13 protein-coding genes are annotated in these 10,377 nt (G+C 65.5%); 4 read left to right on the top strand and 9 right to left on the bottom strand.

The genetic code is table 11. The annotated features are described in order from the left end of the window. The first annotated feature begins 15 nt into the window (after positions 1-15). The 4 genes from ACXJL8_RS04515 (at position 16) to ACXJL8_RS04530 (ending at position 3,057) form a co-directional block, all read left to right on the top strand. The gene (locus ACXJL8_RS04515; protein WP_456617988.1) at positions 16-417 is read left to right on the top strand and encodes a hypothetical protein; all 402 of its coding nucleotides are present in this window, start codon (positions 16-18) and stop codon (positions 415-417) included. 90 nt (positions 418-507) lie between these two features. Further along, positions 508-636 carry a hypothetical protein gene (locus tag ACXJL8_RS04520; RefSeq protein WP_456617989.1) on the top strand — a complete coding sequence of 43 codons (129 nt, stop codon included), beginning with the start codon at positions 508-510 and terminating at the stop codon, positions 634-636. Positions 637-804: 168 nt separating this feature from the next. Beyond that, positions 805-1,440, top strand: coding sequence for a uracil phosphoribosyltransferase (upp, locus tag ACXJL8_RS04525; protein ID WP_456617990.1), 636 nt, complete (start codon positions 805-807; stop codon positions 1,438-1,440). Positions 1,441-1,473: 33 nt separating this feature from the next. After that, positions 1,474-3,057 carry an AMP-binding protein gene (locus tag ACXJL8_RS04530; RefSeq protein ID WP_456618098.1) on the top strand — a complete coding sequence of 528 codons (1,584 nt, stop codon included), beginning with the start codon at positions 1,474-1,476 and terminating at the stop codon, positions 3,055-3,057. 6 nt (positions 3,058-3,063) lie between these two features. Here ACXJL8_RS04530 and ACXJL8_RS04535 read toward each other — a convergent pair whose 3' ends face one another. From ACXJL8_RS04535 to fliD, 9 genes are all read right to left on the bottom strand, one after another. Next, positions 3,064-3,975, bottom strand: coding sequence for a flagellin (locus ACXJL8_RS04535; protein ID WP_456617991.1), 912 nt, complete (start codon positions 3,973-3,975; stop codon positions 3,064-3,066). A gap of 13 nt (positions 3,976-3,988) precedes the next feature. After that, positions 3,989-5,764, bottom strand: a complete 1,776-nt coding sequence (gene flgK, locus ACXJL8_RS04540) for a flagellar hook-associated protein FlgK (RefSeq protein ID WP_456617992.1) — start codon at positions 5,762-5,764, stop codon at positions 3,989-3,991. A gap of 18 nt (positions 5,765-5,782) precedes the next feature. Then, a complete protein-coding gene (locus ACXJL8_RS04545) occupies positions 5,783-6,238 on the bottom strand; it encodes a flagellar protein FlgN (protein ID WP_456618099.1) in 456 nt (151 codons plus the stop codon). A 15-nt stretch (positions 6,239-6,253) separates the two neighbouring features. Beyond that, positions 6,254-6,514, bottom strand: coding sequence for a hypothetical protein (locus ACXJL8_RS04550; protein WP_456617993.1), 261 nt, complete (start codon positions 6,512-6,514; stop codon positions 6,254-6,256). A gap of 3 nt (positions 6,515-6,517) precedes the next feature. Next, entirely contained in the window at positions 6,518-7,783 is a 1,266-nt protein-coding gene (gene flgE, locus ACXJL8_RS04555; RefSeq protein ID WP_456617994.1) for a flagellar hook protein FlgE, read from the bottom strand. A gap of 19 nt (positions 7,784-7,802) precedes the next feature. Continuing rightward, on the bottom strand, positions 7,803-8,468 hold the full coding sequence (locus tag ACXJL8_RS04560) for a flagellar hook assembly protein FlgD (RefSeq protein WP_456617995.1): 666 nt from the start codon (positions 8,466-8,468) through the stop codon (positions 7,803-7,805). 399 nt (positions 8,469-8,867) lie between these two features. Beyond that, positions 8,868-9,140, bottom strand: a complete 273-nt coding sequence (locus tag ACXJL8_RS04565) for a hypothetical protein (RefSeq protein WP_456617996.1) — start codon at positions 9,138-9,140, stop codon at positions 8,868-8,870. A 170-nt stretch (positions 9,141-9,310) separates the two neighbouring features. After that, complete coding sequence (locus ACXJL8_RS04570) at positions 9,311-9,739, bottom strand: flagellar export chaperone FliS (RefSeq protein ID WP_456684670.1); 429 nt, start codon at positions 9,737-9,739, stop codon at positions 9,311-9,313. After that, on the bottom strand, positions 9,739-10,377 hold a 639-nt coding region (gene fliD / locus ACXJL8_RS04575; protein ID WP_456684671.1), incomplete at its 5' end, for a flagellar filament capping protein FliD. The genes fliD and ACXJL8_RS04570, both read right to left, overlap by 1 nt.

Here is a 10,377-nt window from a genome sequence, read left to right on the forward strand (position 1 = left end):
ACATGGCACATCATCATGACTTTGCAGATGTGTGAGGAGGCCGCCATGGCGGCGATAGCTTTCCAAGCTGCTCGTCGCGGACCCGAAGCCCGGCAGACGCAGGTGCCGCTCAAGCCGCTCGATCCCGATGTCGTCAGCGCCTCCATTCCCGCCTTCTTCGTCGGGCGCAACACGGCCGGCCTCTGGGTCGCCCGGGAAGCGAGCGGACGCATCGGCGGCCTGTTCCTGTTCAAGAGCTCGGCGGTCGATTTCGCCAACCGGCACAGCAGGCCGGCAACATGCGCGCTGGTGTTTCCCACCGAGACTTTTGAGCTCGACATCGAGAACCGCGGCAATCCGCTGATCGTGCTGGCCACGCGATTGCTGGCGGGTGCCAGGCAACTGCTCGCGCGCGTGGCCGCAAGGCGGCGGACATGATCGAGCTCAAGATCGCCGTCCTGGTCGCGCTGATGGGTGCGTTGCTGTTCGGCATGCGCCTCACCGCAGCGCCAGCTTCGGACGGCTAGCATGCAGCTCCTCAAGGGAAATCTGGAGCATGCGGTCACCACGACAATCCTGACCATGACGCTGAGCCTGGTCTGGGGCGCGATCCTGACGCTCGTGATCACGCTTCTCGCACGCGGGCTCGGGGTTTAGCTCCACATCGCCACGCGCGCGGCGATCGACCGCGAATTGACCATGGCTGCCTACGAGGCAAGCAACCGGGCCCGCGCGGCGGTTGCGACGCCTGCTCGAGGCCTCGTATCCCGCGGAAAATGCCCGCCCGATCTGGCGCAGTTTCACGGAACCGTGTAGATCGGTTTCATGAGCACCAGCAACGTCAACGTCGTCGCCCACCCCCTGGTCCAGCACAAGCTCTCCCTGATGCGGGAGAAGGACCGCTCGACCAAGAGCTTTCGCGAGATCCTGAACGAGATCGGGATGCTGCTCTGCTACGAGGTGACGCGCGACCTGCCGCTGGAGCTGGTCGAGATCGAGACGCCGATCGCCCCGATGCTGGCGCCGAAGATCGCCGGCAAGAAGCTCACGCTGGCACCGATCCTGCGCGCGGGCGTCGGCTTCCTCGACGGCATGCTGGCGCTGATGCCGTCGGCGCGCATCGCCCATATCGGGCTCTACCGCGATCCCCAGACGTTGCAGGCGGTGGAATATTACTTCAAGGCGCCGCAGGACCTGTCCGACCGTACCGTGATCCTGATGGATCCGATGCTGGCGACCGGCAATTCGGCCTGCGCCGGCGCGTCCCTGCTCAAGGCGCGCGGCGCCCGCGACATCCGCTTCGTGTGCCTGCTGGCCGCGCCCGAAGGCATCAAACGGTTCCAGCAGGAGCATGGCGACGTGCCGGTCTGGACCGCCGCGATCGATGAGCGGCTCAACGACCACGGCTACATCGTGCCGGGCCTCGGCGATGCCGGCGACCGGATGTTCGGCACCAAGTAGACAGCTTTGCGCGATCGGGTTACTCCGGTCGCCATGCACGCCGAGGATTTTTCACTGCACGCGCTGATCGGGTCCGAGACCGCCGGTCCCGCCTTCGTCGTCGACGGCACACCCGTCTCTCGCACCGAATTTCTCGGAAAGGTCGAGCAGACCGCCGCCTGGCTTGCTGCGCAAGGCATCGGTAGAGGCGACGTGGTCGCGGTCTGGCTGGTCAACCGGGTCGAATGGATCGCGCTGCTGTTCGCCGCCGCCCGCCTCGGCGCGGTCGTCGCCGCCGTCAACACCCGCTACCGCAGCGCCGAGGTCGCGCATCTGCTCAAGGTGTCCGGCGCCAGGCTGATGGTGGTCGAAGCCGCGTTCCGCTCGATCGATTTCGCGGCGATTCTTGCCGACGTCCCCAAGGCCGACGTGCCCGCGCTGCAAGAGCTCGCGGTGGTCGGCGCGGACGCGATCCCCGCGCACTGGCCCTGCGTGCGGTTCGATGCCTTCGACAAGCCCTATCCGCCGGCGCCCCCGGCCCAGGACGATGCCGACCTGCCGGTCCTGCTCTACACGACCTCGGGCACGACCAAGGGTCCCAAACTCGTGGCGCATTCGCAGCGGACGCTGGCCTCGCACGCCACCTCCGTCGCCAGGGCGCTTGCGCTCTCGCCGCAGCGTCATTCGCTGCTGGCCATGCTGCCGTTCTGCGGCACCTTTGGCATGACCAGCCTGCTCGCCTTCCTCGCCGCCGGTGTGACGATCCATGTGCTGGACGCCTTCGAGGCGGCGCCGGCGCTGAACATTCTCGGCCGGCACAAGATCACGCATGCCTTCGGCTCGGACGAGATGTTCCGCCGCATTTTGGCGCTGACTGATTTGCCGCGTCCGTTCCCGCAGGCTGAAGCGTTCGGCTTCGCTGCGTTCCAGCCCGGCTGGCGCGAGCTGGCCGCGGAGGCGGAGGCGCGCGGCATGCCGCTGTTCGGCCTCTACGGTTCGAGCGAGGTGCAGGCGCTGTTCTCGATCGGCCGCGCCAGCGACACCTTCGCTGACCGCGTCGAGGGTGGCGGCTGGCCGATGTCGCCCGAGGCAAAAGTCCGCGTGCGCGACACCGAGACGGGCGAGCTGGCCGCGACCGGCGTTTCCGGCGAGATCGAGATCAGCGCACCGTCGCGCTTCCTCGGCTATTTCAACAATCCGCAAGCCACGCGCGACGCGCTCACCACCGACGGCTTCTTCCGGACCGGCGACATCGGCCGCCTGCGCGGCGACGGATCGTTCGTCTACGAGACCCGCGCGGGCGACGCCATGCGGCTCGGCGGCTTCCTGGTCGCGCCCGGCGAGATCGAGGACGAGCTCAAATCCTGCCCCGGCATTGCCGACGCCCAGGTGGTTGCCATCGACCTGAAGGGACAGGCGCGCTGCGTCGCTTTTGTGATTCCGACCCAAGATCCACACCAAGAGCCGCCACAGCAGGATGTTCTGGTCGCGCGCCTGCGCGAGCGGCTCGCCGGCTACAAGGTCCCGGCCCGCCTTTACGTCGTGGACGCCTTCCCCATCACCGACAGCGCCAATGGCGTGAAGATCCAGCGCGCCCGGCTCCGCGCCATGGCGATGGAACGGATCGCCGCCGAATAGGCCGGCCTATTTCAGGTAGCTCGCGAGATTCAGGCTGAGTATCTTGCCAAGCGCCGAGTAGGACGCGGTCAGTTGCGACTCGTAGGTCGAGAGCTCCGCCGTAATGGCGGCGACGTCGACGCTGGTGAGGTCGCTCGACAACGTCTCGGCATAGCTCTTGTAGTCGGTCTGGCGGGCGCTCGCCGTCTCGATCGAGGACGCCGCGCTGGAAAGCCTGGCCTGCACCGCCGCCGTGTCGTCGAGCGCCGTGCTGGCGAGATCGAGTGCGCTGGAGATGTCCGCGGACGACAGCGAGGTGCTGTTCGCCACGAATTTCAGGACGCGCATCACCTCCTCGAACGCCGAATTGTCGGCGGTGACGCCATAGGACACGGTCTCGTCGGCACCGACGCGCACCGAGGCGATCTCGTCGTCGCCATCATAGTAGCTGGTGTCTGCCGTCGTGGTGGAGCCGGTGCCGGTCGAAAAGCTGGTGAGATCGACCGGCGCCGTGTCGGTCTTGCCGCCGGCAAAGACGTACTGGCCGTCATATTGCGTGTTCATGAGCGAACCCATCTGCTCCAGCATCTGCTGGGCGGAGCTGATCACCGAGTTCGTCTCGGTCGAGCTTCCGGTCGAGGCGGCGCTGAGCTGGGACCGGAGCTGGGTGAGGATGTCGGTCATCGAGCCGACCGCCGAATACATCACCTGGACCTTGCTGTCTGCGAGCGTGGCGGCATCGATATAGGATTGCGCGCGCGTCACCGAGACCTGGAGGTTGACGACGTGCTGCGCGCCCGAGCCGTAGCCGCCGAAATCGCTCGAGACCACGCCCGACGATTCCTGGACCTGCTTCCCGGCCATGACCGACTGCACGCGCATCGCGTCGGCGATCATCTTGTTCGACTGCGCGAAAGTCGCGACCCGCATCGCCACCATGGCTACTGCCCCTCTAGGTCGACTGCACGGCGGAGAGCAGCGCCGAGTACATGGAGTTGATGGCCTGGATCAACGCGGAAGCCGCCGAATATTTGTTCTGGAGCGTGCTGAGCTTCGCCGATTCCTCGTCGAGGTTGACGCCGGACTGCGACGACAGCGAGTCCGCATAGGTCGACTGCGCGGTCTCCTTGGCGGTGTAGTTGGTGGACGCCTGYGACGACTTGCTCGCGACCTCGGCGACGATGGTCGAGGCATAATCGGCAAGGGAGCCAGTGGTAGCGGCGAGCCCGCCGGTGGACGAAAATGTCCGGGACTCCGTCAGGGCGTCGTAGAAGGCATTGACGACGGTGGCGGACCCCGACGACAGCACCGTGCTGCCGACCGCTGGGCTCGACGAGGAGTCCAGTGTCGCGAGCTGAAGCTCGTTGGTTCCGGACAGGATCTTGCTGTTGACCGCGATATCCGACGCACTCGTTCCCGTCACCAGATCGTTGAGGCCGAAATACTCCGAAAATCCTTCGCCGGAGCTTCCCACCGAGCTCGTCATCTCGTTGATGGCGACGCCGTTGCCTGAGCCGGTCGCCGTGATCGAGAGGTGGCCGTCCGAATCGACCGATGCGGACAGTCCGGAGATGCCGTTGATCGCGGTGACGAGATCGCCGACCGTGGAATAGGACGAGAGGTCGAGATCGCCGTACGAGACCAGATTGCCGCTCTGGTCGGTGGCGGCGATGCGCACCGTGCCGGTGGCGGAGAGCGCGGCGCTGCTGGTGACGGCCGTCGTGCCGGTCAGGCTGGTGGGGGCCGGCACTGAGGAGGCGCTGTTCGAAATGCCGTTCATCGCGGAAGCGAGCTGCTGCGCGAGCTGGTCGAGCTGGGACTGCGCCGCCGGCAGGGTCTTGTCGCGCAGCGTGACCAGCGCGCCGATGTCGCCRCCGGTGATCTGGGAGGTGATGTCGACCCCGTTCACCGTGATCGCGCTGAAGCCGCTCGACGAGGAGCCGGCTGTGTAAGTCGTCGATGATGTCACATTCGACGCGGCAGTATAGCTGATCGTATGCGCGCTGCTGTCGACCAGCGCCTGGCCGGACGTGGTATAGATCTGGAGATCGCCGTTCGACGCCGTGAAATAGCTGATGTTCATCTTGGAGGCGACGTCCTGGAGCGCGGTGTTGCGCTGGTCCTCCAGATCCGCGGTCGACTGGCCGGCCGCCGCCGTCTGCTTGATCGCGGCGTTGAGGTCCGCGATCTCTTGCAGATCCGAATTCACGCCGTCGATCGAGGACGAGATGTCCTGGTCGGCGTCGGCGCGAAGCTTCTGGATGCCGCTCGACGTCTCCCGCAACTGGCTGGCGACGTCGTCGAGCGCGCTGACGACGTTGGATTGCAGCGACGCGCTGCTCGGCGTGCTCGCCAGCGCCGACAGCGCCGATTCCAGCGAGGCAATGCTGTTGGCGAGCGAGGTTCCGGTCGAGCTGTCGCCGGTGCCGCTGGTCGAGCCGTAGAGCTTTTCGAGCGAGGTCAGATAGGTGCTGGTCGTGTCGGCCGAGCCGAGATCGGAGGTCGCACCGACCAGCGACTTCAACAGCAGCTTGTCGACCGTCGAGGTGATGCCGGTCACCGTGACGCCGGTGCCGACGCCGTTGGTGACGCTGCTCGACTGGTTCGCGGTCTTCTCGGTATAGCCCGTCGTGTCGGCATTCGAGATGTTCGACGACGTCACGCTGAGCTGCACCGACGTGGCCGACAGCCCGCTGAAGGCGATCGATCGTGCGATATTGAGTGACACGGCGAACCCCTCGAATCGTCAGGCGCTGCGGCTGGTGCCGCTGGAGACGGCGCGTGCGGCGACGCGGCCGGAGGCGCCATAGGGCGACACCGCCGCGATCTGCTCGCGGATCGCCTGCATGACGGCCTCGATCCGCCGGTTGCTGGCCTCGATCGCCGCGCGCAGCCGCACCAGGTTCTCGTCCATCGCCGCGCGCAGCTTCAGGATCCGCTCCATGAGCTGCTCACGCAGGATCCGATCCGATACGTTCAGGCTKGTCGTCCCCGCCGCGCACTCGGCAACGGTCCGTTCGAAAACCTCCGCCAGCCGGTTCTTCTCGTCGACCTGCTTCAGGCGCGAAGCCGGCAGGCCCTTGGCGAGCTCCGCATTCTCCTCGGCGACCAGCGCGGTCAGGACGTCGATGAGCGCGATCAGCGACTTGATCCGCATGTCGCCATTTGCGGCGCCCGTCCTCGTGGCTTGAGCTACAGTCATGGTCATCGCCTTCTTCTAGTTATTCCGTTTGCCGCGGCCAGCCTGCGAGTTGCGCAGGTAAGCGCCGATCGCGGTCGCCCTGGCGGTGGCCTGCCTCATCTCGCCCTCGACCTCCGCGCATTCCCGCAACAGGCCGCGGCGGGCCGTCTCGACGTCGTCGATCAGCGCGAGCAATTGCCTGCGATTGCCGCCCTTGGCGATCGCGACCCGCGCCACCAGCCGTTGCAGCCGCCGCAGCAGCGCCTCTCCGGCAGCATTGGCCTGTTCGCTGCGCATCGCTCACCTCATCGCCGAGATCAGGGTGTCGTACATCTTGTTGACGGTCGAGATGACCTGCGAGGCCGCGGAATAGGCCTGCTGCGCCGAGATCATGTTGGAGAACTGGCTAGAGGTGTCGGTGGTCGAGGATTCCAGCTCGCTGCCGTAGATCGTGCCCGCGCCATTCTCGCCGGAGCCCTGCAACGAGGCGTTTCCCGACGTCACGGTCGCCGAATAGATCCCGTCGCTGGAGACGGACAGGCCGTCGGGCGCGGCGAAAGTCGCCACCGCGATCTTGTAGATCGCGATCGTCTGACCGTTGGAGTAGGTGGCGTCGACCACGCCGTTCTTGCCGATCGAGATGCTGGACAGCTTGCCGTAGGACAGACCGTCCGAGTCGATGCTGGTGACGTTGACGGACGGCGTGGTCTCGCCGGAAGCGTATTGCGTCAGCCCGTCGGTCTTGCCGGCGGTACCGAGGGCCATGGTGATGGTGCTGTCGGCCGCGCCATCGGTCCAGCCTGTGATCGAGACGGTTGCCGGGTCCGGGCTGGTGCCGGCCAGCGAGCCGTCGCTGTTGAAGGTGATGTCGATCGTACCCGAAGCCGTGCCGGTCGCGGTCGTGGTGTCCGACGCCGACGTCGGATTGGCAAAACTCGCACTCCAGGTGTTGGTCCCGGTCTTGCTCCAGGTGATCTGCATCGAATTCGCCGCGCCAAGCGAATCGTAGACCGTCATCGAGCTGGTATAGGTGTCGCCGGTCGCGGCATCCGACGGCAGGTTGGCCGCGATCGTGGTCTTGGTGGTGGCACTGCCGCTGGTCGAGGCGACCTGGGTGTTGATGGCCTCGAGATTGCTCGCCGACTCGCTGCCGACGACATTGCCGTCGGCGTCGGTGCGCCAGCCTTCGAGGTAATAGCCGTTGTTCTCGAGATAGCCGGCATTGTCGGTCGTGAAGGCGCCGTTGCGGGTGTAGGAGACAGTGCCGCCCGACGTTGCGTCGGTCACCGCGAAGAAGCCAGACCCCTGGATCGCGACGTCGGTGGCGTTGGAGGTCGCGGCCAGCAGGCCCTGCTGGGTGATGTTGGCGCGGCCGGAGACGGTGACGCCGCCCGAGGCATAGGAGGTCGTATTGCTCGATGCGGTCACGAGCGCGTCGAACATTCCGGACGTCGTCTTGTAGGCGGTCGTGTCGGAATTGGCGATGTTATCGCTGATCATCGACAGGGACTGGCTCTGCGCGCTGAGCGCCGAGATCGCCGAGGACAATGCGCCGCTGAGACTCATGATAGAACTCCGGAAGTGATCAGGACGTGACGCCGATGATGTTGGCGGCGCTGACGGACACGCCGTTCACGGTGAGCGAGGGCGTGGAGGTCGAGGTGTCGATGCCGGTCACCTTGCCAGTAACGGTCGTGTAGCTGAGGACCGAATTGCCGGTGGAATTCGTCGCGGTCACCGAGATCGTGTACTGGCCGCCGTCGGTGAGCTGGTTGCCGCTGGAGTCCTTGCCGTCCCAGGTGAAGCTGTTAGATCCGGCATTGCCGGTCCCGGTGCCGGTCCACACCGTGTTGCCCGAGGAGTCCTGAATGCTGATCGAGACGTTCGAGGCGGCCGATGACAACGAGTAGCCGAACGTCGCCGAGCCGTTGCTCAGCGTCGTAGTGTCCGTCTTCGCCTCGACGGTGTGGCCGATATAGTTGACCGAGTTGAGCGTCACGAGGCTCGAGAACGAACCCGCGAGCGAAGTGAGACTGGAGTTGATCGACTGCTGGGAGGTGAAATTGGCGTAGGAGGTGAGCTGATTGACGAGGTCGGTGGTCGAGGTCGCATCCAGCGGATTCTGGTTCTGGAGCTCGCTGACCAGCAGGGTCAGGAAATCGCTCGATGTCAGCGTCGAGCTGGACGACGTGCTCGACGACGACGACGTCGTCGTGGCGGTCGACGCGGAACTCGTTGCGGAAACGGTCATCAGAAAACTCCGGCTTCCCCGCGCCTCCGGCGACAAAGATGTCGGCTGGCGGCGCTTGAAATCTGTGTGCTGATGAAACGCGTGGGCGTGCGAATTCAGGCGGGGATTCGCACCCTCCCCTCGTCGTCCCGGACAAGCGTAGCGCCTGGCAGCGCGAAGCGCTGTCCAGTAGCGAAGCGCCGATCCGGGACCCATAACCACAGGGAGTAGTTTTGCGAAGACTCGGAGTGGGAGTCTTCGCGCCACAAGCATTTGGGGTTATGGGTCCCGGCCTTCGCCGGGGACGACGGCGAGTTTGAAGAACGGCCGTCGCGCCTCACTGTGCGCGCGACACGCCCATACAGTGGTCTTCAAAGGGATACGAGAATGTGTGCGTCGCTAGGACACGTCGAGAGCCCTTCAGCTCTCCGCCGTCTCGCCTTCGGTGCGCGGCTCGGCGGTGTCGTCCTTCATTTTCGCAGCCGCGGCGACGATGCGGTCGGCGAGGCCTGCGGGCGCTCGCACCGGCGGGGCTGCGAGGGCGCGGCGCAAGGCGCATGCCTCTTCCAGCAGCGCTTGCGCAGCGGACGATCGCGCCAGCAGCTCCTCGGCGGGCAAGCGCCGGTCATCGGGCCAGAGCGAGAGGTCCTCGCCCAGCCGATCGATCAATTGCTCAAACTCGGTGACGTCCATCGCCCGCCGATCCCGCCTCGGTCAGGCCCGTCATAACGCATTGCAGCCGTGGCGGAAACGGGATTTCGGCGGACCCAGGCGCCAAAAGCGCCCGCAGCACGACGGAAAGCGGTGGAGATTGCAGGCCGGACGATCGCCGGAACCACTCGGCATGGGGGAGCCCGAGCTTTTCAGCCCTGGCGGGCCGAATCGGCCGGCACCGCCTTGCCGCCGCGCATGGTCGCATCGACCTGGTCCCAGGCCTCCCGCAGCTCGGTCAAAGCGGCGATGATGCGCCGGAAACTCTMGCGTACCTGTGGGCGGCCGTAGGCCTTGTGGCTCGCCAGGATCAGGGCGTTGTAGGTCTGGAACAGATGCTCCGCCACCGCGCCACCGTTGGTGAAATCGAGATTGTGGCTCAGCCCGCGCAGAATCGCGGTCGCCTTCATCAGGTGCTCGTGCCCCTCCTCGAAGCGGCGCGCCTCCTGCGCGGCGACCGATTTCTGAAGAAAGGTGATCGTGCCGCCAAGCAGCATCGAGACCGCCTTCAGTGGCGGCACGCTCGTTGCCGTTCCCCGATAGGCCTGGTTGGCCATGTACGCCATCGGATTATGCATCATCAATCACTCGAGCTGGAATTGAGCAGGGCCTTGAGATAATCTAGCGTGCTGTTGGCGCTCTCGATCGCCGCCTGGTATTTCGCGTATTGCGTCTCGAGCTGCGACTGCAGCGTCGACGCCGCGCTGTTGATGTCGTCGACCTTCTGCTGGAGCTCGCCGTCGCGCGTCGTCAGACTGGTGATCTGCGTTTGCAGCGCGCCGGTCGACGCCGAGTAGTTCTTCGCAATCTGATAGAGCTGCGTAGCAAGGCCGGAGGTCGATGTCACCGTGATCGACTGCGAGGTCGAGCCGCTATAGGTGAAGGCCATGCCGGCATAGATCGAACCGGAGGCGCCGATGATCGTGGTGCCGCTGACGGTGAAGAGCGATGAATCGCCGCCGACCGAGGCCGAGCTGAGATTGCCGGAGGAATCGACCGTCAGATCCAGGGTGAAGGATTGCGGCGAGGTTCCGGTATTGACGACGCTGAGCTGGCTCGACGAAGTCGTCGTCTGGGCCGACAACAGGGTGGTCACGCCGCTCAGATTTGTGCTCAGGATGTCCGACAGCGTCGAGGTGTCGAGCTCGAGCTCGTTGTTCTCGTTGAAGGACAATCCAAGGTCGGCCATGGTCAGACCGCCCACGGTGCTGTTGAGCGC

Source organism: Bradyrhizobium sp. P5_C11_2 (assembly GCF_054049755.1).

Bases quoted from the DNA above. Each gene is read 5' to 3' on its own strand.
- ACXJL8_RS04515 (WP_456617988.1), top strand. From the start codon at position 16: ATGACTTTGCAGATGTGTGAGGAGGCCGCCATGGCGGCGATAGCTTTC.
- ACXJL8_RS04520 (WP_456617989.1), top strand. From the start codon at position 508: ATGCAGCTCCTCAAGGGAAATCTGGAGCATGCGGTCACCACGACAATC.
- upp (WP_456617990.1), top strand. From the start codon at position 805: ATGAGCACCAGCAACGTCAACGTCGTCGCCCACCCCCTGGTCCAGCAC.
- ACXJL8_RS04530 (WP_456618098.1), top strand. From the start codon at position 1,474: ATGCACGCCGAGGATTTTTCACTGCACGCGCTGATCGGGTCCGAGACC.
- ACXJL8_RS04535 (WP_456617991.1), bottom strand. From the start codon at position 3,975: ATGGTGGCGATGCGGGTCGCGACTTTCGCGCAGTCGAACAAGATGATC.
- ACXJL8_RS04550 (WP_456617993.1), bottom strand. From the start codon at position 6,514: ATGCGCAGCGAACAGGCCAATGCTGCCGGAGAGGCGCTGCTGCGGCGG.
- flgE (WP_456617994.1), bottom strand. From the start codon at position 7,783: ATGAGTCTCAGCGGCGCATTGTCCTCGGCGATCTCGGCGCTCAGCGCG.
- ACXJL8_RS04560 (WP_456617995.1), bottom strand. From the start codon at position 8,468: ATGACCGTTTCCGCAACGAGTTCCGCGTCGACCGCCACGACGACGTCG.
- ACXJL8_RS04565 (WP_456617996.1), bottom strand. From the start codon at position 9,140: ATGGACGTCACCGAGTTTGAGCAATTGATCGATCGGCTGGGCGAGGAC.